This is a genomic window from Eubacterium uniforme (genome assembly GCF_900167115.1).
Lineage (GTDB): Bacteria > Bacillota > Clostridia > Lachnospirales > Lachnospiraceae > Eubacterium_S > Eubacterium_S uniforme.
On record NZ_FUXZ01000015.1, the window covers coordinates 1 to 22,814 of the forward strand.

The 22,814-nt window shown below is 33.2% G+C and carries 38 protein-coding genes; all 38 read left to right on the forward strand.

Annotated elements, in window-relative coordinates; genetic code table 11:
- The first annotated feature begins 286 nt into the window (after nucleotides 1-286).
- Nucleotides 287-619 carry a hypothetical protein gene (locus B5D16_RS10595; RefSeq protein ID WP_078766963.1) on the forward strand — a complete coding sequence of 111 codons (333 nt, stop codon included), beginning with the start codon at nucleotides 287-289 and terminating at the stop codon, nucleotides 617-619.
- 124 nt (nucleotides 620-743) lie between these two features.
- Nucleotides 744-1,655, forward strand: coding sequence for a hypothetical protein (locus B5D16_RS10600; protein ID WP_078766964.1), 912 nt, complete (start codon nucleotides 744-746; stop codon nucleotides 1,653-1,655).
- Between the two features lie 12 nt (nucleotides 1,656-1,667).
- Nucleotides 1,668-1,943 (forward strand): hypothetical protein, encoded by a 276-nt coding sequence (locus tag B5D16_RS10605; protein ID WP_078766965.1) that lies wholly within the window; start codon nucleotides 1,668-1,670, stop codon nucleotides 1,941-1,943.
- A gap of 104 nt (nucleotides 1,944-2,047) precedes the next feature.
- Nucleotides 2,048-2,368, forward strand: a complete 321-nt coding sequence (locus tag B5D16_RS10610; protein ID WP_078766966.1) for a hypothetical protein — start codon at nucleotides 2,048-2,050, stop codon at nucleotides 2,366-2,368.
- 230 nt (nucleotides 2,369-2,598) lie between these two features.
- Nucleotides 2,599-3,060, forward strand: coding sequence for a GNAT family N-acetyltransferase (locus B5D16_RS10615; protein WP_078766967.1), 462 nt, complete (start codon nucleotides 2,599-2,601; stop codon nucleotides 3,058-3,060).
- Nucleotides 3,057-3,647 (forward strand): DJ-1/PfpI family protein, encoded by a 591-nt coding sequence (locus tag B5D16_RS10620; RefSeq protein WP_078766968.1) that lies wholly within the window; start codon nucleotides 3,057-3,059, stop codon nucleotides 3,645-3,647. Before B5D16_RS10615 ends, B5D16_RS10620 begins: the two co-directional genes overlap by 4 nt.
- A gap of 198 nt (nucleotides 3,648-3,845) precedes the next feature.
- Entirely contained in the window at nucleotides 3,846-4,280 is a 435-nt protein-coding gene (locus B5D16_RS10625) for a helix-turn-helix domain-containing protein (protein WP_078766969.1), read from the forward strand.
- A gap of 261 nt (nucleotides 4,281-4,541) precedes the next feature.
- A complete protein-coding gene (locus tag B5D16_RS10630) occupies nucleotides 4,542-4,748 on the forward strand; it encodes a CPCC family cysteine-rich protein (RefSeq protein ID WP_143405110.1) in 207 nt (68 codons plus the stop codon).
- Nucleotides 4,749-5,164: 416 nt separating this feature from the next.
- Nucleotides 5,165-5,416: a helix-turn-helix domain-containing protein gene (locus B5D16_RS10635; protein WP_035878185.1), complete on the forward strand. Its 252-nt coding sequence runs from the start codon at nucleotides 5,165-5,167 to the stop codon at nucleotides 5,414-5,416.
- Nucleotides 5,403-6,347, forward strand: a complete 945-nt coding sequence (locus B5D16_RS10640) for a virulence RhuM family protein/type II toxin-antitoxin system death-on-curing family toxin (RefSeq protein ID WP_078766970.1) — start codon at nucleotides 5,403-5,405, stop codon at nucleotides 6,345-6,347. Before B5D16_RS10635 ends, B5D16_RS10640 begins: the two co-directional genes overlap by 14 nt.
- A 175-nt stretch (nucleotides 6,348-6,522) precedes the next feature.
- On the forward strand, nucleotides 6,523-6,732 hold the full coding sequence (locus tag B5D16_RS10645; RefSeq protein WP_078766971.1) for a hypothetical protein: 210 nt from the start codon (nucleotides 6,523-6,525) through the stop codon (nucleotides 6,730-6,732).
- Nucleotides 6,733-6,818: 86 nt separating this feature from the next.
- Nucleotides 6,819-7,574 (forward strand): class I SAM-dependent methyltransferase, encoded by a 756-nt coding sequence (locus tag B5D16_RS10650; protein ID WP_078767039.1) that lies wholly within the window; start codon nucleotides 6,819-6,821, stop codon nucleotides 7,572-7,574.
- Between the two features lie 65 nt (nucleotides 7,575-7,639).
- Nucleotides 7,640-8,719 (forward strand): PDDEXK nuclease domain-containing protein, encoded by a 1,080-nt coding sequence (locus B5D16_RS10655; RefSeq protein ID WP_078766972.1) that lies wholly within the window; start codon nucleotides 7,640-7,642, stop codon nucleotides 8,717-8,719.
- 48 nt (nucleotides 8,720-8,767) lie between these two features.
- The gene (locus tag B5D16_RS10660; RefSeq protein ID WP_078766973.1) at nucleotides 8,768-9,220 is read left to right on the forward strand and encodes a hypothetical protein; all 453 of its coding nucleotides are present in this window, start codon (nucleotides 8,768-8,770) and stop codon (nucleotides 9,218-9,220) included.
- A 37-nt stretch (nucleotides 9,221-9,257) separates the two neighbouring features.
- The gene (locus B5D16_RS10665; RefSeq protein WP_078766974.1) at nucleotides 9,258-9,560 is read left to right on the forward strand and encodes a hypothetical protein; all 303 of its coding nucleotides are present in this window, start codon (nucleotides 9,258-9,260) and stop codon (nucleotides 9,558-9,560) included.
- Nucleotides 9,561-9,654: 94 nt separating this feature from the next.
- Entirely contained in the window at nucleotides 9,655-10,164 is a 510-nt protein-coding gene (locus B5D16_RS10670; RefSeq protein ID WP_078766975.1) for a hypothetical protein, read from the forward strand.
- A gap of 206 nt (nucleotides 10,165-10,370) precedes the next feature.
- Nucleotides 10,371-10,739 (forward strand): SMI1/KNR4 family protein, encoded by a 369-nt coding sequence (locus B5D16_RS10675; RefSeq protein WP_143405111.1) that lies wholly within the window; start codon nucleotides 10,371-10,373, stop codon nucleotides 10,737-10,739.
- 217 nt (nucleotides 10,740-10,956) lie between these two features.
- Entirely contained in the window at nucleotides 10,957-11,130 is a 174-nt protein-coding gene (locus tag B5D16_RS10680) for an HAD family hydrolase (protein WP_200803988.1), read from the forward strand.
- Nucleotides 11,131-11,208: 78 nt separating this feature from the next.
- On the forward strand, nucleotides 11,209-12,201 hold the full coding sequence (locus B5D16_RS10685) for a serine hydrolase domain-containing protein (protein WP_078767041.1): 993 nt from the start codon (nucleotides 11,209-11,211) through the stop codon (nucleotides 12,199-12,201).
- A gap of 195 nt (nucleotides 12,202-12,396) precedes the next feature.
- Complete coding sequence (locus B5D16_RS10690; RefSeq protein WP_078766977.1) at nucleotides 12,397-13,152, forward strand: class I SAM-dependent methyltransferase; 756 nt, start codon at nucleotides 12,397-12,399, stop codon at nucleotides 13,150-13,152.
- A 35-nt stretch (nucleotides 13,153-13,187) separates the two neighbouring features.
- A complete protein-coding gene (locus tag B5D16_RS10695) occupies nucleotides 13,188-13,685 on the forward strand; it encodes a hypothetical protein (protein ID WP_143405112.1) in 498 nt (165 codons plus the stop codon).
- A gap of 28 nt (nucleotides 13,686-13,713) precedes the next feature.
- The gene (locus B5D16_RS10700) at nucleotides 13,714-14,214 is read left to right on the forward strand and encodes a hypothetical protein (RefSeq protein WP_078766979.1); all 501 of its coding nucleotides are present in this window, start codon (nucleotides 13,714-13,716) and stop codon (nucleotides 14,212-14,214) included.
- A gap of 42 nt (nucleotides 14,215-14,256) precedes the next feature.
- Nucleotides 14,257-14,772, forward strand: a complete 516-nt coding sequence (locus B5D16_RS10705) for a CbrC family protein (RefSeq protein WP_078766980.1) — start codon at nucleotides 14,257-14,259, stop codon at nucleotides 14,770-14,772.
- A 63-nt stretch (nucleotides 14,773-14,835) separates the two neighbouring features.
- Nucleotides 14,836-15,291, forward strand: a complete 456-nt coding sequence (locus B5D16_RS10710; RefSeq protein WP_078766981.1) for a hypothetical protein — start codon at nucleotides 14,836-14,838, stop codon at nucleotides 15,289-15,291.
- The gene (locus B5D16_RS12495) at nucleotides 15,278-15,445 is read left to right on the forward strand and encodes a hypothetical protein (protein ID WP_159444371.1); all 168 of its coding nucleotides are present in this window, start codon (nucleotides 15,278-15,280) and stop codon (nucleotides 15,443-15,445) included. Before B5D16_RS10710 ends, B5D16_RS12495 begins: the two co-directional genes overlap by 14 nt.
- A 31-nt stretch (nucleotides 15,446-15,476) precedes the next feature.
- Complete coding sequence (locus tag B5D16_RS10715) at nucleotides 15,477-16,001, forward strand: P-loop nucleotide/nucleoside kinase family protein (RefSeq protein ID WP_143405113.1); 525 nt, start codon at nucleotides 15,477-15,479, stop codon at nucleotides 15,999-16,001.
- Nucleotides 16,002-16,048: 47 nt separating this feature from the next.
- Nucleotides 16,049-16,369 (forward strand): TfoX/Sxy family protein, encoded by a 321-nt coding sequence (locus tag B5D16_RS10720; protein WP_078766983.1) that lies wholly within the window; start codon nucleotides 16,049-16,051, stop codon nucleotides 16,367-16,369.
- A gap of 109 nt (nucleotides 16,370-16,478) precedes the next feature.
- The gene (locus tag B5D16_RS10725) at nucleotides 16,479-16,853 is read left to right on the forward strand and encodes a MerR family transcriptional regulator (RefSeq protein WP_078766984.1); all 375 of its coding nucleotides are present in this window, start codon (nucleotides 16,479-16,481) and stop codon (nucleotides 16,851-16,853) included.
- 117 nt (nucleotides 16,854-16,970) lie between these two features.
- Nucleotides 16,971-17,210, forward strand: a complete 240-nt coding sequence (locus B5D16_RS10730) for a cyclophilin-like fold protein (RefSeq protein ID WP_078766985.1) — start codon at nucleotides 16,971-16,973, stop codon at nucleotides 17,208-17,210.
- A gap of 10 nt (nucleotides 17,211-17,220) precedes the next feature.
- A complete protein-coding gene (locus B5D16_RS10735) occupies nucleotides 17,221-17,709 on the forward strand; it encodes a flavodoxin (RefSeq protein WP_078766986.1) in 489 nt (162 codons plus the stop codon).
- Nucleotides 17,710-17,763: 54 nt separating this feature from the next.
- Entirely contained in the window at nucleotides 17,764-18,096 is a 333-nt protein-coding gene (locus B5D16_RS10740) for an antibiotic biosynthesis monooxygenase family protein (protein WP_078766987.1), read from the forward strand.
- A gap of 14 nt (nucleotides 18,097-18,110) precedes the next feature.
- Nucleotides 18,111-18,866, forward strand: coding sequence for a carboxymuconolactone decarboxylase family protein (locus B5D16_RS10745; protein ID WP_078766988.1), 756 nt, complete (start codon nucleotides 18,111-18,113; stop codon nucleotides 18,864-18,866).
- Nucleotides 18,867-18,889: 23 nt separating this feature from the next.
- Entirely contained in the window at nucleotides 18,890-20,056 is a 1,167-nt protein-coding gene (locus B5D16_RS10750) for an iron-containing alcohol dehydrogenase (protein ID WP_078766989.1), read from the forward strand.
- A gap of 16 nt (nucleotides 20,057-20,072) precedes the next feature.
- Nucleotides 20,073-20,552, forward strand: coding sequence for a flavodoxin (locus B5D16_RS10755; protein ID WP_078766990.1), 480 nt, complete (start codon nucleotides 20,073-20,075; stop codon nucleotides 20,550-20,552).
- A 99-nt stretch (nucleotides 20,553-20,651) separates the two neighbouring features.
- Nucleotides 20,652-20,936 carry a type II toxin-antitoxin system Phd/YefM family antitoxin gene (locus B5D16_RS10760; RefSeq protein ID WP_078766991.1) on the forward strand — a complete coding sequence of 95 codons (285 nt, stop codon included), beginning with the start codon at nucleotides 20,652-20,654 and terminating at the stop codon, nucleotides 20,934-20,936.
- Nucleotides 20,933-21,250: a type II toxin-antitoxin system RelE/ParE family toxin gene (locus tag B5D16_RS10765; protein ID WP_078766992.1), complete on the forward strand. Its 318-nt coding sequence runs from the start codon at nucleotides 20,933-20,935 to the stop codon at nucleotides 21,248-21,250. The genes B5D16_RS10760 and B5D16_RS10765 overlap by 4 nt, the downstream gene beginning before the upstream one ends.
- Before the next feature lie 154 nt (nucleotides 21,251-21,404).
- Nucleotides 21,405-21,998 carry a hypothetical protein gene (locus B5D16_RS10770; RefSeq protein ID WP_078766993.1) on the forward strand — a complete coding sequence of 198 codons (594 nt, stop codon included), beginning with the start codon at nucleotides 21,405-21,407 and terminating at the stop codon, nucleotides 21,996-21,998.
- A gap of 27 nt (nucleotides 21,999-22,025) precedes the next feature.
- Nucleotides 22,026-22,718, forward strand: a complete 693-nt coding sequence (locus B5D16_RS10775) for a DUF4272 domain-containing protein (RefSeq protein ID WP_078766994.1) — start codon at nucleotides 22,026-22,028, stop codon at nucleotides 22,716-22,718.
- Nucleotides 22,719-22,814: the final 96 nt, after the last annotated feature.

A 22,814-nucleotide genomic window follows, 5' to 3' on the forward strand; every position in this document is an offset into this window, starting at 1 on the left:
AGCAGGATATTGCATTAGATAAGTTGAGTGTAAGAGAATACGAAGACCCTTTTAAGGGTAGCCAGTAATACAAAAACCCCTGTGTTTTACTGCAAAAATTTGCAGCAAAAATATACTTTTCGCCCAATGGTCCAAAAGTTATATAAGTGTTTTGTAAGATGAAGTTGAAATTCTTTGTAAAGTGTTATATCTTTAAAAGAATTTAGTTGTGTGGTATATTAAAAAAGTTAATGGAAAGTTAATTTGTAGTTATATAGATGATGATAAATCAGTTTTTAGGAGAAAAATGAAATATTTTGTAAGTGATAATGAGAGAAAAAACACTGTATATCATGAATTTCAAAAAGAAAGTTTTGACGGCCATACATTTTGGAAGAGTGATTCTATTTCTATAAGTGATGATGATGCATATGAACTTGGAATTTTAAATTTGTTTAAAAGTGTTATTCCCAATTATAACGATTACTCTGAATTTGAAATTGACATGGCATTATGGAATTGTATAAAGCAAAAAGCTCAACAAATTGGTGGAGAAGTTCTTGAGTGTATATTGGAGGCTGATCAATGGGTTGAAAAAACATATTTAGAGTATGAGGTATTTACTATTATAGGTGTATAGTAAAATATGTTTTTGGTGTGTATGAAGAAAAGTGCACTTTTGGCCCAATGGGCGAAAAGATAGATAGGAATTCTATAAGTAGACTAAGGTGTGATAATATAAAAATGTATAGAAGGAGTATAATATGATTGATTGTAAATTTACTAATTATATAGATATTAATGTTCTTTATGAAAAATATGGTTTAAAAAAGAGTATCCGTACATTATTTCGTATTGGTGTTGACGGGCGCATATATATTTTAGAACAAGAACCTTGTGGAAATAATCGTGCACAATTTAGGCTACTAATTCTAGATGTGGATTGGGATGAAGAGAAACTTAAGAATTCTGAATGTCATAATCTTGGCGAGTTTGATTCTGGATTTTATTTTATTCACCCTATAGGAGACAATATTCTTATGGTTAGATGTCGTTCAAACTATAATAATGGAAATCCAGATAAAAATGCATCAATATTAACTCTTGATGGTGAAGTGATTAGTAAGTATTGTTTTGGAGATGCTATTCGGGATGTATATGTAAGACCTGATAATACAATTGTTACGAGTTATTTTGATGAAGGTGTTTTCGGAAATTTAGGTTGGGGAAATCGAGTAGGTGCTCCACCTATAGGTAAACCTGGACTAGTTGTATGGAATGAAAAAGGCGAGCAAATATATTGTGCTGATCGTGGCATAGCTGATTGTTACGCATTAAATGTTGATAATAATAATAATATTTGGTATTACTATTATGATGAGTTTAAATTAGTAAAATGTAGTGGGGATAAAGAAATAGATTTTGATCCTCATATAGAGGGGGCAAAATTCATGTTACCTACTGAAGATGGACAGAGTGTAATATTTGACTCGGGATATGATAAGTATGGACAATATGAAGTTTATTATTTATATAAAAATATCGAAAATGAAAAAATAAGATTTTTATTCGAAGAAAATGAATTGTTAAGAATATATTGTGAATCATATGGATCCAGAGGGTTATTTGTTGATAATAATAATAGAATGTTTATAAGAAGGTTTTTATCTTTGTGATAAGGATAACAGTTGAGAAGTTTTGACGGCCATACATTTTGGAAGAGTGATTCTATTTCTATAAGTGATGATGATGCATATGAACTTGGAATTTTAAATTTGTTTAAAAGTGTTATTCCAGATTATAACGAATATTCTGAATTTGAAATTGACATGGCGTTATGGAATTGCATAAAGCAAAAAGCTCAACAAATTGGTGGAGAAGTTCTTGAGTGTATATTGGAGGCTGATCAATGGGTTGAAAAAACATATTTAGAGTATGAGGTATTTACTATTATAGGTGTATAGCAAAATATGTTTTTTGTGCGTTTGAAGAAAAGGGCACTTTTGGCCCAATGGGCGAAAAGTTGGATAAGAGTTTAGAAAGTTGAATTTAAACATTAGGAGGCAATATGATCGATAAGGATAGTATGACTAAAGAAGATGTATTAAATGAATGGAAAACCAAGCGTGCTATAAAAGAAAAAAATAGCCATGTTGTATGGAATTGGACGCAATGTTTACTGATGGTATTTTGTATAATTAATTTTCTTATTGCGGAGAAAAAATATGCTTTTGGTATTATGACTATCTTAGGAATTTCAGAGCTATTAGAAAAGATTTTGTATTATAAAGAAACTAAAGATCAGAGTGTGATAAAAGAGATAATAGGATTAGTGCTTTTGACATTAGGTTTATTGATTGTGACGATAGCTGAATATATAGGAAAATAAAATAGATTAGTTAATGGAAGCGTACAGTGAATGAAATGTATGCTTCTTTTTTATATGGTTGATAGAAAATACACTTTTGGACCAAAAGTAATATAAGTATTTTTAAGATGATGTTGAAAGCTTTTGTAAAGTGTTATTGCTTTAAAAGAATTTAGTTGTGTGGTATATTAAAAAGGTTAATAGAAAAATAAATTACAGTTAAATAAAATATGCTTTGTATGGAGATAAATATGGATGCACGTATTTTTATGGCGAAAGAAAATGATTTTGAGACGGTAAAGGATATAACACAGACTACAATAAAACTGGTATATCCTAAATACTATCCAGAAGGAGTAGTGCAGTTTTTTTGTAATCATCACGCTGATGATAGAATATTGAATGATATAGTTGCTGGGAAGGTGTATCTTCTTGAAGCGGATGATGTTTGTGTAGGAACTGTTACCATTTCCAATAATGAAATCTGCCGGTTGTTTGTACGTCCTGAGTATCAGCATAAAGGTTACGGTAGATTATTAATGGATTATGCTGAGAAAATGATTAGTAAAACAAACAAAACTATAGTTCTTGATGCATCATTTCCAGCGAAAAAGATTTATATAAAGCGTGGATATGAACCGACAGGGTATAATATGATTGAAACTGAAAATGGGGATTATCTGTGTTTTGATATTATGGAGAAAAGTATATGAAAGTGTTGCTGTTTTGCTGTAAGGGATTTGAAACTATGGAGTTCGCACCATTTGTTGACGTTATGGGATGGGCGAGAAATGATTATGATATGGCGCTAGAAGTTGTTACCGTCGGCTTCACTAAAACCGTTGTATCCGCTTTTGGAATTCCTGTTTTGGTTGATAAAATCTATGAAGAGATAGATGCCTCCGAATATGATGCACTTGCAATCCCCGGTGGGTTTGAAGAATTTGGGTTTTATGAGGATGCTTATGATGAACGGTTTTTAAATCTTATACGAGAATTCGATTGTTCTCATAAATATATAGCTTCTGTCTGTGTTGGGGCGCTCCCGCTTGGCGCAAGTGGAATACTTAAGGGAAGAAAAGCCACAACATATCATCTTGGAGCTGGAAGAAGGCAGAAGCAACTTGCAGAGTTTGGCGCAGAAGTGATACCTAATCAGAGTGTTGTGATAGATATAAACGTGATAACAAGTTTTTGCCCTCAAACAGCGCCTTATGTTGCTATTGCCTTGTTAGGCATGCTTATGGGTGGTGAAAAAGCCCAGGTAGTTGCGACGGCAATGGGATATGAATACTCTTAAACTATTTGGAAAGACAACTTACGGTTTATTAAAATGGCGTAAGTAAGTTTTATCGGAAAATATATTTCAGTTAATCTTACTAATGGTTTTTAGGAATATCGCCATTCTATGAAGAGTAGAGCGATTATACGCAGCGTTGATTGCCTTGAACAACAATCATTGTCTATTATTTAAGAAAAACAAAGGGGTGACTTTAAAATGAACAATGAGAAAACAGGAAATCTTATTTCACAGATTAGAAAAGAAAAAGGACTTACTCAAATGCAATTAGCGCAAAAGTTAGGAGTATCAAATGCAACCATTTCAAAATGGGAAACAGCGAAAGGATTTCCGGACATTTCACTAATTGAACCATTAGCGGAGACATTAGATATATCTGTTTCTGAGATACTAACGGGTGAAAGATTTGAAAAAAATGATGAAATCGAAGAACTATTGAATGATTTGGTAGATATATCCATTAATGAACAGAAAAGAAAGGAGAAAATACATAATTGGATAATCGCTATCACGGTAGCTATTTTATATCTCATAGTGAGTCTTATAACTAAAAGATGGGAGGTTACATGGATTATATGGTTTGTGTATTGTTTTTATAGAGTAGCTACGGAATATATTCTAAAAAAACATTGATTGAACATTATATCGGAATAGATGGAATAGAAGAGCGAATTATGTATATTTCTTGCAAGATGGATCCTCCCAGAGGAAGGGAAGAGATGAAAATCGATATATTAACCGGAAAGCTTGTTAATATTTAAAAGAATTATATTGGAAAGAAGGAATGGGAGCAATAAAGGATTCAAAGAAAGTAGCGTATAACAAGGTATATAGAAAAATGAGCTTTTTCATTATTTGATTTATTTAAGTAGTATTTTGTAAATAGAAATTAATATGGATAATATAAATATGGAATATGAAGAGTATCCACATAAGTGTGTATGTTGTAATGAAGGGATTATAGATGATATTCATGACAAATGTTTAATTTGTGGATGGGAAGATGATGAAGTTCAAAATAATGATATTGAATTTGCTGGAGGAGCAAATAAAGATTCTTTGATAGAACATAGAATGAAATTTTTGAAACTTCGAGATTAAAGAAAAATTATATGTGGTGTAATACATGGAAAAAATAAAGTGTATAAAAAGATATGTATAACCGTTGCAGAATCGTTGCAATGATTTTTGTGATTCTCGTGATATATCAATATCGTGCAAAAGATCCTGTAACAATTAATACCGGTGAGACACCACCAAAAGCAGAAGATTTAATTGACGTGAAGTGTTCTATCAAGAATAAATGGAGTGATAGCCATAATCTTAATAATCGTTGCTGTTTTATTTGAATTTTTTTGGATTAATTTTCAGCACAAGAAATGAAGAGAGAATATATAAAATAATAGGTTTTTGTTTAGACGGAGAGAAATCTCCGCTTTTTTATTATGTATAGTTGATAAAAACAAATATTATTGAAATAATTAAACCACACAATGTGTGGTATACAGGAGGCTATTATGGGAGATAAAAAGGAAGAATTAAAAAATCAGATAGAAACCTTGAAGAATATTAGAACGGATTTGGGGCTTAATCGTAAACAGTTTTCCGAATATATGGATATTCCGATTCGTACATTAGAGGAATGGGAAGCCGGAAGAAGAAAGATGCCGGACTACGTTTTGAGATTGATATTGTATTATTCAAAAATGGAAAAGATTTTGGATGATAGAGGAAGTGTAAGGAGGGAGGATATAGATGGAGCAGAATAATGAAATTGTTTTATTTGAAACATCTGATAAGGAAGTGACTTTATCTGTGCCTATGGATGGAGATACGGTATGGTTGACGCAAGAACAAATGAGTAGTCTATTTGCTACTGCCAGATCATCTATAGCATACCATATCGGAAATATTTTCAAGGAGGGAGAACTTGAGAAAGATACTTCTGTCGAAATTTTCGACAGAAGTACAAATAATGCATCAAGACCACCGAAATACTATAATCTTGATGTGATTATTTCTGTTGGTTATCGCGTTAAATCAAAACGAGGTATCGAATTTCGCCAATGGGCCAGTAAAATATTGAAGCAATATATGATCGACGGTTATGCAATTAATGAGAAGCGTTTACATGTATTGCAAAAGACAGTTGATATTCAAACCAGAATGCTGGCGGATGCGTTAAATGTTGAGGAGAAAGATGTACTTCGTGCGGTTAATTTATATACAGACAGTTTAATTCTGTTAGACCAGTACGATCATCAAGCGATAGTAAAGCCTACGGGTGCAAAACCTATTTATAGGATTACCTATGACGACTGTATGAAAATGGTTTCGCACATGAAGGATTCATTTGAGACTGATGTGTTTGGAGTGGAAAAAGAAAAAGGAAAAGTAAACGGTATCATTTCCGCTATTTATCAAAGCGCATTTGGAGAAGATGCTTATCCTTCCATAGAAGAAAAGGCTTCAAATCTTTTATACTTTATGATTAAAGATCATCCGTTTGCGGATGGGTGTAAGAGAATAGCGGCTTCTTTGTTTTTGGAATTTTTGGAGAGAAATGATGCATTACTTAGAGATGGCAATAAACGTATTGGTGACGGAGAGCTAGTTGCTATTACACTTATGATTGCAGAATCTAATTCAGAGGAAAAGGAAGTTATGGTAAAGCTGGTTATGAATTTGCTTAACATGTGATTTGGTTAGAATCACAAATTAAGTGAGAGTGATTCTAAAATGATTCTATTTTTCTGAAAAATACAGGAAAAAATTCGTATAGGTACTTTTACTATAAAACGATGGATTATTATGGTATATTATAACAGTATAAATTAATTTTAGACTATATAATGATTTAGAGGGGGATAACAAAATGAAATGTGAGAAATGTGGTTCTTCGAATATTGTTGAAGGTAAGCTTTCAACTGGAACAGGAGGATTAGTGTTTACAACGAATACATCTCAAAAGAAACTTCCATTTACGAAAAATTATTCAACATTAACAGCAAAAGGATGTAAAGATTGCGGTGCTGTTTTTGATATCTGTATGGAAAATCCACAAATGATTATTGAAGATAAATAAGAGATAGATAATGCAAAAAGTTATACAATCATTACTGCACATAAGATATAATTTTTTGAATAATAGAAGGGGAAAAATTGGGAACTATGAATATTAAAGAAAGCATAAATGATACACGAAAGGGCTTTGAAGAAAGCTTTGCTACAGGAGATTTTTACAATAGACAGACGCAGGACTTCGAGCATCTAAATAGGATACTTGAATTTGTGAAGATTAGTGATGGGATGCGGATTCTTGATCTCGGAACCGGGAGTGGGTATCTTTCTTTTCCGATTGCGAAGAACAATCCTGGTTGTGAAGTGATAGGTTTGGATATCGTGAATGCTGCACTTGAAGCAAACCAAGCGAGAGCAACAGCAGAAAGAATAAATAATTTGTCATTTGTAAGTTATGAAGGAATTGATTTTCCTTTTGAGGCGGGCTATTTTGATCTGGTTGTGACAAGATATGCTTTGCATCATTTCCCTGATATAGAGCATAGTATCGGAGAGGTGAGCAGAGTTCTGAAGAACGGTGGTAAATTATTTATTTCAGATCCGTGCCCTAATGAATGTGATAAGGAACGATTCGTTGATGATTATATGCGACTCAAGAAGGATGGGCATATAAAATTTTACACAAAGGATGAATGGATAGATATCTGCAGCAGACACGGACTCATTATCGTCGACAGCTTTGACAGTTCAATACGATTCCCTAAAAAGAAGGATACGGCATACGGATACGAGGAAGTGCTTAGGAAACATGATAAGGCAGTAATAGAGAGTTACAGTTTGGTAGAGACTGATACGGAATTATATCTCACGGAGCAGGTAAACAATATCATGTTGATAAAAAAATAAAATTCAGTATTATCGATTAAGACAAATCGGAAGTTGTCGAACTGACACATTAGAAAGGATTATATATGAGTGAGTTGATTAAGGTTGATAATGAATATAAGGAGTGGATTACCGGAATATCTACTGATTTTAGAAAAAGCCAAATCAGAGCTTCTATGAAGATAAATGATGAAATGCTAAGATTTTATTGGAAACTTGGTAAGGGTATTTCATCTATGAGTGAACAATTCGGATATGGAATGGGCTTTTATAAAACGGTAAGTGACGATTTGAAATCCATTTTGCCAGATGTGAAATCATTTTCTCCAACTAATTTGAAATATATGAGATACTTTTATGAGATGTATCCTGATGCAGTGATTTATCCTCAGGTTGAGGACGAATTGATTACAGATGCAAATCGTCCCCAAGTTGGGGATGATTTACAAATCATTTTTAGAATTCCATGGGGACATAACAAAATAATACTTGATAAATGCAAAGGAAATTCTGCAAAGGCATTGTTTTATATCAGAAAAACTATTGAAAACAATTGGTCAAGAGATGTTTTACTAAACTTTTTAGGAACGGATTTGTATGAACGCCAGGGCAAAGCAATAACTAACTTTTCTAATACACTTCCGATAGAACAGAGCGATTTAGCACAAGCGATTACAAAGGATCCATATAATTTTGATTTTTTGACTTTGCGTGAAAGGTATGATGAAAAGGAACTAAAGGATGCGCTTATAGAGAAAGTTAATAATTTCCTTATGGAGTTAGGTACTGGCTTTGCTTATATGGGCAAGGAAGTGAGAATTGAGGTAGGAGATACTGAAAAATTTATAGACATATTATTTTACAATACTCAAAGGCATTGCTATGTTGTTGTAGAAATAAAGACAGGAAAATTTGATTCTTCATATGCAGGTCAACTGGGAACTTATGTTGTGGCTGTTAATCATCAGATGAAAACAGAAGCGGATAATCCTACTTTGGGACTTCTGATTTGTAAAGATATGGATAAAGTAGAAGCCCAATATGCATTAGAATCTACTAGCCAGCCACTTGGTATTTCCAGTTATGAATTATCAAAACTTATACCAGAAGAGTTCAGAGGTAGTATGCCTACTATTGAAGAGATTGAGGCTGAATTAAATGAATAACTTACAGTTTGTTGAATTAAGATAAATCGGGATTTATAGGGATAGGTTATGAAAGTTAAAAGTATTATAAAAAAAGGAATAGAAGTTTCCAACGATGATTTTTATCTTATAGAGCCAGAATTATTTCTAGAGCTTAATAATGTAAAGGATAAGCCGGATTTTGTTACTGTATTTATAGAGTTATCTTCTTGGAAAGGAACATCATTACGAAGTGGCGTATGGACATATTATGAAGCCACACACAAAGATCAAGTTGAAGCGGTTATCAAGTATCTTCAGAAATATTCGTTAGGCGAAGAAATATGCAGGATGTATTCTTTAGGGAATCACGATTATTGTGATGAAAAGTACCAAGATGTTTTTGAGTATCCGAAAGAATGGATTAAAGAGTCGGAAATTATAGATAAATGGATTTTTGAAAATGAAGAAAATATAATCGCATATATGCAAGAAATAGTTAGAAAAAATAGAGTCTATTTTGAACAATTATTTCAGGATTAAGGAGTAAAGAAACTATCTTATGTATGAGGAAATATTAATGGCATGTAAGGAATGGATTTATAATATTCAAATTTTATATGCGGATAAACTGGATATTGATATAGAGGTAGATAATGCGAAAGAATTGGTAGTGAATATAGATTCAGATAATTATTTAGGTCAGTTATGCATATCAGGACCTGATTTTCGGCCATACAATTTTGTTGAATTTACCATTCTAGATATTAATCAAGATATTGGAAAAGTGCCAGCATTTTGGTATGGAGATAAAGAAGGAAATGCTGCTCAAGAGATTATTGATAATCTAAATATTGGGCTTGAGTTATTATTACAAGAATAAATATAGTCGAGACAATGACTCAACAACTTCCAATTTGTCGGAATGAAGCGAATAGTTTTAGATGCTTTATGCGTAACCAAATGAAGGGGGAATTATGTCAGCCTTTTATGAATATTTTAAGAATATAGATGGAAAAACAGCGTTTCTGGCAGGTCTTGTATCAACATTGGCAGATCAAACATTATGTGAAATACTCCCTAAATATTGGGCTGTAGAAGCGGATATTTTTGAAGCGAATAAAGACAATTTGGTATCTTCGATAAAAGAACGAATGAGGAAATATGATAGTGAAGTCTCCGGATTAATTGATAATTTGCAGTTTGAAATTGTGGAGAGTATGGTTGATTTTGAGCAAATGACTCATTCACTTTTTGATTCATACAAGTGTAATCATTCTGATAAAGAAAGTGAGTGCATTAAATATTTCTTAGGTGGTTCTCGCCTTCAAATTGGTGACATCAAGGCGATTTATAGATTAAAAGAGCCATTAAGTGACGAGTGTGAAAGGTGTTTTTCACATTTCTATACTTACGTTGTTTTTGATATATTCTTCATTCAATATTCAAATTATATAGTTATGGTTGTTTTTGGTTCTGATGAATAATATCGGAAAATTAGAAGAGTTGATAGAAAAAGAAATTAATCTTAAGGATTTCACTTTTAATAGAGTTTTTGTAGATGGATATTTCTTGTGAGATGGATCCACATGGAGGATGGAAAGAGATGAAAATCAATATATTAACAGGAAAGCTTGTTAATAGTTAAAATAATTGTATCGGAAAGATAATGTCTTGGAAGGGGGAAAGAAAAATGTGGGCAAAATTTGATTTTAATGATCCGTATGAAGGAGAAATTATTGAAAGTATAAACAATATACCGATTCCTGTTGAGTATATTGACTTTATGAAAAAGCATAATGGCGGCGAAGGAGATACAGGCAAATCTTGGTTGTTGCTTTATCCTTTTGAAGAATTGGTTGAGATAAACGAAGATTATCAGGAATACCTTAAGGATGGTTTTATCATCGGTTCCAATGGCGGGGGAGAACTATTTGGAATAAATGGAGACGGAAAGTACTTTATTGTTCCAGATATCGTTGAAGAGGAATATCTTACCGTTATTGGAAATAGCATTGAAAATTTGCCGGAAGATATTAATCGATACTGGAGTAACCAGTAGGATATAAAATCAGAAAATAATAGAGTATGAAAATAAATAATCTTATTGTAGAAGCGTGCAGTGGATGTATGCTTCTTTTTATATAGTTGATAGAAAAATTTATTTGCAGTTCAATAGTCGATGATAAAATTGAGTATATCGGAATGAGGAATAGTAATTTGTTTTAGAAGTTATAGGTGGTATGATGAGTGAAGAAAATAATTAAAAAATAAATTGTGTGAATTTGAATAATGACATTGAAATGCTTAAAATATGCGGTTATGGAATAGCGTTAGCCAATGCCGTTCCAGAAGTGCTGGATATTGCAGATGGCGTAACATTATCAAACGATAAAGATGGTGTAGCTGTATGGTTGAAAGAACAATGCTTGTCATTGATTAATGAAATATAAGAAAATACTTGAAAATAATTTTAAATTAACTTAACATCTTTTTAGGACGTCCAAATCTTAACAAAGAGGTGGAAAATGATGAATAAAGAAGAACTTCACAGATTTATTTCAGGTAGCACAGGAAATGAAAGTAATATTTGCCAGATTTTTGCAATTAAAGATGGTGAGACTATATATGATGATTGCTGGCATGGATTTAAGTCTGAAGATGCTATGAATGTTAATTCAGTGACTAAAGGTGTAATGTCATTGCTTGCAGGAATTGCTTTGGATAAAGGATGTATTAAGAGTGTAGATCAGAAGGTGATGGTTTTTTTTCCTGACTATACTGTAAAACGTGGAGAGAAGACTATATATGATGTCACAATCAGACATCTACTCACAATGACAGCTCCGTATAAGGGAAATTCAGAGCCTTGGAAAAAAGTATGCACCTCAAATGACTTTACTATTGCAACACTTGATTTTCTTGGTGGTCGTAAAGGGATTACTGGCGAGTTTAGATATGCTACGTTGGGAATCCAGATTTTAGCTGGAATAATAGAGAGAGCAACAGGAGAGAAATGCATAGATTTCGCCAACAAAAATCTTTTTGAGCTACTGGGACTTCCGGAGCGAATTCCACATGGTGTCAGCTCAAAAGAAGATCAGTTTGATTTCTTCATGAATAAGAATCCTAGAAAATATGAGTGGTACTCTGATCCTCAGGGCACAATTACGGCCGGATGGGGATTATGCATGTCGGCGAAAGATATGGCTGTAATCGGTGAACTTGTTTTGGGTCGCGGGCTTTATGGCGGAAAGAGGATTATTTCCGAAGAATACATAAAAGACATGTTGACAGCTCATATTAAGCTTGGTGAACGTTTTGGCTTTATGAACTATGGCTACTTATGGTATAAGCCATATGATGATAAAGAGGTATTTGCTGCAATTGGTGACAGCGGAAATATAATCTATGTAAACAAAGAGGAAAATGTATCTGTGGGAATGACAGGTACTTTCAAACCGAGGATTTTTGACAGGGTTGAATTTATTGAGCAAAAAGTGTTGCCTGCGATTAATGATTGATTTTGCACGATAAATTGATATTCGTTAGGGAGGATAGATATGAGAAATCTGACTTGGCTATATTGAAAGAATCGAATGTATAAAACTATGGGACATACGTGTCCCATGGCTAAAACAGGGCATTTGCTCACTTTGTGTCCTGTTATTTGACGGTGAAAAGTTATATGCTTAATACCGCAAAGGAGATTGTAAAAAATGGCTAAACAGAATATTTTTGATAACGAGATTTTTTTTGAGGGGTATAAGACTATAAGGGATAAGGAAGGTAATGCAAATGATCTTTTTGAGATACCAGCTCTTTTTTCATTGCTTCCTGATCTTAAGGGCAAAAGTGTATTAGATCTTGGATGTGGCTTTGGTGAGCACTGTGTAGAGTTTATAAATAAAGGTGCTTCTAGGGTTGTTGGAATTGATATATCGGAGAAAATGCTTGGAGTTGCTAGAAAGGAAAACCCCCATTCGGCGATTAGCTATATGCTTCTTCCAATTGAGGATATTGAGAAGGTGGAAGGTAAGTTTGATGTAGTAATAAGTTCTCTTGCACTTCATTATGTGGAGGATTTTGAGGGTGTGGTTAAAAAAATCCATGACAAGCTAAATGTGGATGGGTACTTTATTTTTTCACAGGAAAATCCTATCAATACTACTTATAGTGGAGAAATCCCTCGTTGGACCAAGGATGAGAATGGTAAGAAGCTCTATGTTAATCTTGCTAACTATGCCAGAGAAGGAGAGCGAGAGTCTGAGTGGTTTATCGAAGGTATAAAGAAATATCATCGAATGTTTTCAACCATTGTAAATACCCTGAGCGAAAATGGTTTTATTATAGAAAAGATGATAGAACCTATTCCTACAGATGAGATATTAAAGAGGTTCCCTGATCAGGATGACCTTTTCCATAAACCAGATTTTCTTTTGGTCAAATCAAAACGTGGTTGTATGATATCATAAAGATAACAGAAAAACTTGAAAAGGAAGGTGAAAAAATGGATAGTTTTGTAGATGCTTTATTGTCACAAAAGACAGATAAAATCCCTGATGAATATGATTGGTTCGCACCACTTCTTGGTGATTGGGATTGTGATTATTATGATGAATTGAACGGACAGAAAAGATATGTAAAAGGCGAATGGATTTTTAGAAGAGTTCTTGAAGGCGCAGGAATTCAAGATGTTTTCATTTTCCCTTCGCGAGCAACTAAGGAGTCTGCACCACAGCCTGATGGTGAATACGGTTCTTCTTTACGTATGTTCAATCATTTTGAGAATTGTTATGACGTTGTTTATACATGCGATTACTGCATGAAGAGACTTCGTTTTACAAAAGAAGGTGATAAACTTATCGGCAAAGTGCTGGATGATGAGAATTCATATTGGATATTTTCTGAGATAACAGCAAATAGTTTTAAATGGGAAAATGTAATGATTATTGATGATGGCACACGTATTCAAGATTGTGAAATTCATGGAAAACGTGTGAAGTAAATATGGAAAAGGAGATTCTATTGAAATAATGAAGATAATTAATTTGAGTGAAAAAAAAGACAAGTCAACAAAAAGAGTCTCCTTATGTTATAAGTTGGAGGCTATAATAGGAAATTATCATTTAGCTGGAGCGGGATTAGATGATATTGAAACATTGTACTATGATTCTGATATGGGAATAGATGATGCTATATCATTATCGAAAGATAAGATAGTTGCATATTTTCTGGAAAACGAAAGTTTTGCATTTGTGCGAATGGATTTGCTGACGAAACTAAAAGCGGATACAGAAGAATTTGATATAAAATATATCCCTGTTAAAAATTTTGAGACGGAAGTTTTGAATAAGGAATTGTTAGAAGAGTATTTTGATAAATCTAGAAAAATAGAATGGATTGATGATGATTTTATGAACGATGATAGTATCGAATTTGATTATGAAGCTTTTGAAATCATAGAAAGTGGAATTAAGTACTTGAATCCAAAACATTTTTCAGTGAATCAATTAATTTCGTCGTTGAATGCATAGCGGGATAAATTCAGAATTTTTAAAAATGTGAGGAAAATGGATATGGAGAGAATTCAATTTAAATATCATCCGAATATTTATGATGATGATATTCTTGTTCGTAAAACAGATATTTGTCAGTGTTGTGGAAAACAAGTAAATGAATACATAGAGCATCTTTATACAGCAGAAGAAGTTGACTGTATTTGTTTACAATGTGTAAGTAATGGGATGGCAGCAAAAAAGTTTGATGCAGAATTTGTTTCATACGCAGATCATGTTAGTGATCCTGAAAAATGGGATGAGTTATTTCATAGAACTCCTGGATATTTGGGATGGCAGGATGATTATTGGCTTGCATGTTGTGATGACTATTGTCAGTATTTGGGACGTGTTGGAATTGCAGAATTAGATAAACTAGGAATCAAAGATGAAGTGTTACGAGAATATGTTCAGCGTGATGATGCATATTCTCTTGAAGATGTTGAGAAATATTTGTATAAAGATGGAGATATGTCTGGATATTTATTTAAATGTATTCATTGTGGAAAATATCATCTATGGGTGGATGCAAACTGATATAAATGAAAATGGTAATTGTTTTACATTTGGGGATAGAGAATAAACAAATCGGAGTTTTTTATGAGATTAAAGAGTATAAATATTTTTTCTGATTATTTAGGAGATGAAAATAAGACTAAATCGTGTACTAAAATATTAAGGAATGATTCTGATTTTTTAGATTATGTTTTTTCTGTCAAAACAAAATATATTAATAATTCATATTTACGACAACTTAATATATGTTGTAGTCCGTTTGTAAAAGAGATTTGTGTTAGACATTGTTTTACTGAAGGATATCCAGAAATAGTTATTCCATTTGATTATTCAAAATATAGTGATATGAGTGAAGATGAAAGAGATAAATATTGGATAGATACTATTGAGAAAGTATTTACATATCTTGGTCCAAGGATGAATTGTCAGGATGATAAGCTAAAAGAATATATTTCGTACTTATATGAAAGTGATATAAAGATATATAAACAAACAGTTAATGAAGCATATAAAAAATGGAGGAGTTATGAAAGGGAATAGAGTTTGGATAGCAATGTTAATCATGGGTATATGTTTCATTGTTACTGGTCTTATACAAATATACTGGAAGAATTATATTTTGTCAGTATGGCAGATTATTATGGGAATAGTTGAAATTATACTTGCATTAATACAACGGAAAAGTGAAAAATAATAACAAATCAATAATTAGTAGAGGTAACAAAATGATTATTATAATAACAGGAGCATCACATACAGGAAAGACAGTGTTAGCGCAGCAAATGCTTGAAAAATATAAATATCCATATTTATCTATTGATCATTTGAAAATGGGACTAATAAGAAGTGGCAATACAAAACTTACTCCATGTGATGATGACGATGAACTAACAGGTTATCTGTGGCCTATAGTGAGTGAAATTATTAAGACGGCTATTGAGAATAAACAAAATCTTATAGTGGAAGGTTGTTATATTCCTAGTGATTGGAAATCTTCATTCGAGGATGACTACCTCTCACAGATTAAGTTTATTTGTTTGGCAATGACTGATAAATATATAGAGCGTCATTTTTCTGATATTAAAAAGCATGGTTCGGATATAGAATCAAGAGGAGATGATTCTGATTGTACAGTTGAATGGATTAAGGCTGAAAATAAGAAATATATTGATTCTTTTAAGTCTATGAACGATCAAGTTTTAATGATAGATGATAATTATGAAAAAATAATAGATTCGATATTGGAATAATTATGTAAAAAATCTTACGCTTATAACTTGTTATGGAGGTAATTATAATGAACGAATTTAATGAATATGTACGTGAGAGTTTTTCAGCATTTGGTGATATTGTTATAAGATCTATGATGGGTGGATACCTTGTGTACTTTAATGGTAAATTGATAGGTGATATTTGCGGTAATGAATTGTTTTTAAAGAGAACACCGACATCGGATAGACTACTTGAGGGATTAGAATTGCGTTATCCTTATGAAGGTTCAAAAACACTGATGTACGTATTTGATAGATTTGATGATACGGATTTGATTGCAGAATTATTGGAAGGTATGTATGAAGAATTACCGGAAAAGAAAGCAAAGAAAGCAAAATCAAAATAGAGTAAATATTTATAGAAGTGTACAGTGTGTAATGTATGCTTTTTTTTATAAAAAAACTTGACTTGGAGTTAACTCCAAGTTGTATAATTATATTATCGGAGGTGATGATATGACGATTAAGGAAGTATGTGAAAAATATAATTTAACGCCGGATACGCTTAGATACTATGAACGTGTAGGTGTTATTCCTGAAGTTACAAGAACACCAGGTGGGATAAGAGATTATCAGGAAGTAGATATTAATTGGGTTGAAAATGCTATATGTATGCGTGATGCAGGGGTTCCTGTTGAAATGTTGATTGAGTACGTGAAACTTTTTCAGGAAGGCGACAAAACAATTGATGCGAGAACCAATCTTTTGAAAGAAGTAAGAGAACAGATTATTGAAAATAAGAAAAAATATGAGATAGCATTGGAAAAATTAGAATACAAAATCGGACGATATGAGGTGGCACAGAAAACAGGAAAGTTAACGTGGGAATAATAGTTGGAGGTACAATATGAAAAAGCGAGTATTGGGAATGATACTTTTTTGTTTTCTTGTAGGCATTGTTGTTTGTTTTAATGGATTGGCTAAGCAAAAAAAACAACTAAAATAAAGATGTCGAAATATGGTGGCTTTGAGCAGGTTGGTTCGATAGGAAGTGTATTGCCTAGTAATGATAAAGACATTACGACAGAGTGTGGAGATATCGTTTTGTATTCCAGTAATCAGATGGTGATTTTTTATGGATCAAATTCTTGGGAATATACAAGACTTGGAAAAATAAATATGTCCAAAGCGCAGATAAAGGAATTATTATCCGGTGATAATGTAACTGTCACAATAGAAGTAGAATAAGGAGAATTTTATGAGTAAGAGTTTGATTATTTATTTTAGTAGAGCAGATGAGAATTATGCAGTTGGTTACATTGAAAAAGGAAATACTGAAATCACTGCAGAATATGTGCAGGAACTGACGGGAGCAGATATGTTTAAAGTTGAGCCATTAGTGCCTTATTCTGCCGAGTATAACAAGTGCATAGAGGAAGCAAAGGTGCGCGTGGGAAATGCGCCAATCAAAGAAGAACTACCAGATATATCAGAGTATGATACGGTTTTTGTTATGAGTCCTATTTATTGGGGGACATATGCGCCTGAGGTTGAGACTGCAATAGAGGGAGTTGATTTTTCAGGCAAGACAATTAGAGTTATCAGCACTCATGAAGGATCGGGACTTGGAAGTATGGTATCTGATGTGAAAAATATATGTAAGGGTGCAAATGTAGATAGTAGAGGTCTTGCAATCAAAGGAACGCAGGTGAAGGATTCAAAGAAAATAATCCAGGCATGGTTGTAGGAGAAAAAGAGATAAGAGGATGCATAGCATGCAATAAATGTTAGGGGTTATAATATGGCAATTACAATTAATATAAGATACACGGGTGAAGGCGAAAATGCAAAAAAGTTCGCAGAAGAAATGGTAAGTAGCGGAGTGGTTGAATCGATTCGAAATGAGAATGGAAATCTGAGATATGAATACTTTTTTTCAATGGAAGATTCACATACTGTACTTTTAATAGATAGCTGGGAAAATCAAAAGGCAATTGATGAACATCATGATTCGCCTATGATGAAAGCTATTGCAGAACTTCGAAAAAAATATGATTTACATATGACAGTAGAACGGTTTCTTTCAGATGAAAGTGGTAATGGAGACAAAGATGAGAAATTTATAAGAAAATAGGAGGAGCATAATCTATGAACAATAAAATTGTACAGACAGCGGGGAGAGAGCAACTTGGTGAGTTTGCACCGGAATTTGCTCGTTTCAATGATGATATTCTTTTCGGAGAAAACTGGAATAATGGAGATATTAATCTCAAAACACGTAGTTTAATTACTGTCGTTGCATTGATGGCGCAAGGAATAACAGACAGCAGTTTAAAATATCATATTATGAATGCTAAAAATCATGGTGTAACACAAAAAGAAATGGCTGCAGCGATTACACATGTTGCATTTTATGCAGGATGGCCAAAAGCATGGGCAGTCTTTAATATAGCGAAGGAAGTATACAATGAGAAAATGGTGGAACTAACGGAAAAGGACAAGTATCAGAACACGATTTTCTTTCCGATGGGTGAAGAAAATCCATATGGTAAATATTTTGTTGGACAAAGTTATCTTGCCCCAATTTCAACAGAACAAATTCCACTATTCAATGTAACCTTTGAACCAGGATGTAGAAATAACTGGCACATTCATCATGCAAAAAGTGCCGGTGGTCAGATGCTAATCTGCGTAGGTGGTCGAGGGTATTATCAGGAATGGGGAAAAGCACCTGTAGAAATGACACCGGGAACGGTAATTAATATTCCGGCAGAGGTTAAACATTGGCATGGTGCAGCACCGGATAGCTGGTTCTCGCATTTGGCTATAGAGGTAGAAGGCGAGGAAGCATCTACAGAGTGGTGCGAACCGGTATCAGAAGATGAATACAATAAACTGAAATAATTAAATGATTTAGGAGGTTTAAAATGTTAGGAAATTTTAGTTACAAGAACGCAACAAAACTTTATTTTGGAGATGATTCTCTAAAATATTTAAATGAGGAATTACCAAAGTATGGTAAAAATGTAATGTTAATATATGGAGGAGGCTCCATAAAGAAAAATGGAATTTATGATGAGGTGGTTTCGATATTAGAAACTAATGGAAAAACTATAATTGAAGATGCTGGTGTTATGCCAAATCCAACGGTTGAGAAATTAAGAGAAGGTGTATCAAAAGCTAAAGAAAACAAGGTTGATTTTCTTTTGGCTGTAGGTGGCGGCTCATGTTGTGATTATGCCAAAGCAGTATCTGTATCAATTAATTGTGATGAAGATCCATGGGAAAAATATTATATTCGTTTTGAAGAACCAACATGTGAGATTGTACCTGTAGGATGTGTGCTTACAATGGCAGGTACAGGTTCGGAAATGAATGCAGGTTCTGTTATTACGAATCATGAAACTCATCAGAAAATAGGACATGTATTTGGAGAGGAGGTTATGCCAAAGTTCTCAATACTTAATCCAAAGTACACTATGAGTCTACCAAAGAGACAGATGGTCGCTGGAATCTATGATATTTTTAATCACATATGTGAGCAGTATTTTTCTGGTGATGATGATAACACTAGTGATTATATAGCAGAAGCGTTGATGAAATCGGTTATTCATAGTTCGTTGATTGCTATTGAAAATCCAGAGGATTATGAAGCACGTTCTAATATTATGTGGTCAGCTACTTGGGCTTTGAATACTTTGATTTCTAGAGGAAAGAGCACAGACTGGATGGTTCATATGCTTGGACAGTCTGCTGGCGGATATACTGATGCAACACATGGTATGACGCTTTCGGCTGTTTCATTACCATATTATAGATTTATTATGCCATATGGATTAGCCAAATTTAAACGATTTGCTGAAGAGGTTTGGAATGTATGTGCAGAGGGAAAAACAGATAAGCAGGTGGCTGAAGAAGGACTTGTAGCTATGGAAAATTGGATGAGAAAAATCGGGGTTGCAATGAGTTTATCAGAACTTGGAGCGACAGAGGATATGATTGATGGAATTACTGAAGGAACATTTATCCTTGAGGGCGGATATAAGGTTTTAACAAAGGATGAAGTAAAACAGATTATAAGAGAAAGTATGTAATCTAGGAGGTAGTAGAATGAGTAAAGTATTGGTAGCATATTTTAGTGCAAGTGGAGTAACAAAAAGAGTTGCAGAGAATTTAGCACAGGCAGCAGGCGCTGATTTGTTTGAGATAGTTCCAGAACAGATTTATACAAGCGCAGATCTTAACTGGCAGGATAAGAATAGTAGAAGTTCTGTTGAAATGAATGATAGAAGCTGTAGACCAGCAATTAGTAGTAAAGTGGATGATATGTCACAGTATACATATGTATTTGTTGGTTTCCCGGTATGGTGGTATCGTGAACCATCAATCATTGATACTTTTATGGAAAGTTATGATTTTAGCGGTATTACAGTTATTCCATTCTGTACATCAGGTGGAAGTGGACTGGGAAATTCTGCAAAGAATATGCAGGCGCTTGCAGATGGAGCAAATGTAATAGATGGAAAAAGATTGTCGAGCACGGTACAAGTTATAGAATTGGAACAATGGGTTAAAGAGGTTGTTGGATAGAAAGCTTAGAAATTGTAGGGTTCAAAATTCAGATTGTAATAATTGCAAATATAGACAAAAAATGATATAATATGTCTATATAAAATGGAGGTGATAATTATGTTAGCACAACAGGAAGTTATCAGACCATCAGCAGATTTACGCAATCATTATAATGAAATTTCTAGACAATGTCGTGAGAATAATGAAGCAGTTATTATTACAGTAAATGGAAGAGGAGATACAGTTTCTCTTGGGTATGAGGAATATAAAAGAATGAAGGCAAGAATTGAACTTTTGGAAATTCTTGCAGAAGCAGACGAGGATGTAAAGTACGGAAGAGTTGCACCTATGAAGGATACTTTTAATGATTTAAGAAGCATTCTTAAGGAGGACAAGGATTGAAGTACGAAGTTATAAGAACAGATACTGCGGATTCGTTGATTCGTAAAATCATTCTTTATGTTGCCGAAAACTTTGGTAATGATGTAGCATTGGAAAAACTGGACTATCTTGAAAAATCAATTATGAATCTAGAGGATAATTCATACATTGGAGTAGAGCCAAAATATAATGTGTTAAGGCGTCAAGGATATTTAGTTCTTATTTTAGAGAAAGATTTAGTATTTTATAAAGTTGATGATAATAAGAAACAGGTTATTGTATATGCAGTTGTAGATCAAAGGCAGGATTACTTAAGTATTATAAGAGGACTTTAGGGTCTACTAGTATATTAATTGATAAATAGAGGTGTACTATAAATGGTATACTTCTATTTTTTTGAATTATCCGCATAGGTTCTGACTATAAAATAATTGATTGGTATGGTATATTAGAACAGTAAAGTTTTTAAAATTGGTAGGAGTGTAAATTATGTTTTTATTTAGTAAATTATTTCATAAAGATGAGAAAAAGAAAGAAACTGAAAAGAAAGTTGATCCGAATGTTGTTGAGTTACCTTGTGGGTCCTTTTTATATGCTGGGGATGACCCAATCGAAACTGGCTATGAAGCTGATATAGATTGGTATGAGAAAACCTCAGATCTATATTATCAACCGGTTGGAGTTTTTATAGAAGTAGATACACCTGGTACAAAAGATGCATCTGTTGGGTTTGAACGTTTTATTAGACGTTATGAAGATCGAGAGAGGATAGATTATAGAGTTAAGCTAGCAGTAACTGAGCATTATCTTGGAGACAAGGATTCAATAGTTACGGATTGCGGTGATACGATGTCTAAGGAAGAGTTCATGGAGGAATTGAAGATTGAATTTATTTCCATTTATAGAAGTGGAAAAAGAGTTTATCATTTGGATTTTCCTTGGGTACGTGAAGGGGAAGATGGTGTTGTTGTTATATATGATGAGAATGATGAAGTAACGGTGTTAGAAGAAACATATTATCATAAAAACTTTTTATCTCTCATCTATCCGGAACGTGTTAATGAGGAAAATAAGACAAACTAATCAATAATAAATAAAGCGAGGCACAATATGGGATTATTTAATATTTTTGGTGGTAAAAAAATTACACCTGCAGAAAGAAGAAGTAAATCATTAGAAAGGTTAAGAAAAGAGGGAGTAAAGATAAATGAAAATTTGCCTCTTTTACCTTCATCTGAGGAAGTAAAATTTAAAAGTGATGATGAAATAATGAATAGAATAATTGCAGCATTTACTGCAATTCAAGTTGCTTGCTCCATAAGAAATGGAGAAGACTATGATGAAGCTGTACAATATATGATCGAGTTTATGAAAAAGTGTAAAGGCGATCAAAGGTATTTGCTGGATAAAGAACGAAGAATATTAGAAAATAATTATAGTAAACAAGATGTGGTGGATGTTATTTGGACTTATGAAGGTGTGTTTACGCTAATGTGGGCAATTGACTATAAGGCTGATAAATATGAATATGATGTAAGTCAAATATGTAGTGGAGATGCTGTAATCTTTGATATGAGATCTATCGCTGAGGGCACTAATTGTGTTCCACACTTAAGAGAAGAAAAAGTATTGAATATGCTAGATTTATTCTATTGCTATCATTGGGCTTGCGTTGAAAAACAAATTCATCCAGAAACACCTATTGGTAATGTAAACTTCGATGTGGTTGTTGAGAGACGTAGAGCTCTAGAGTGGTTAATTAGTGATGAAAATGATTGGTTTAATATAGATCTTAATACTTGATTATGTATTGATTAGATTTGAATAAGGTTAAGGTGGTGATTATCTTTCAGAAAGATTTGGAGATACACCAGAATGGTATAAGTGGAAGGAGTAATA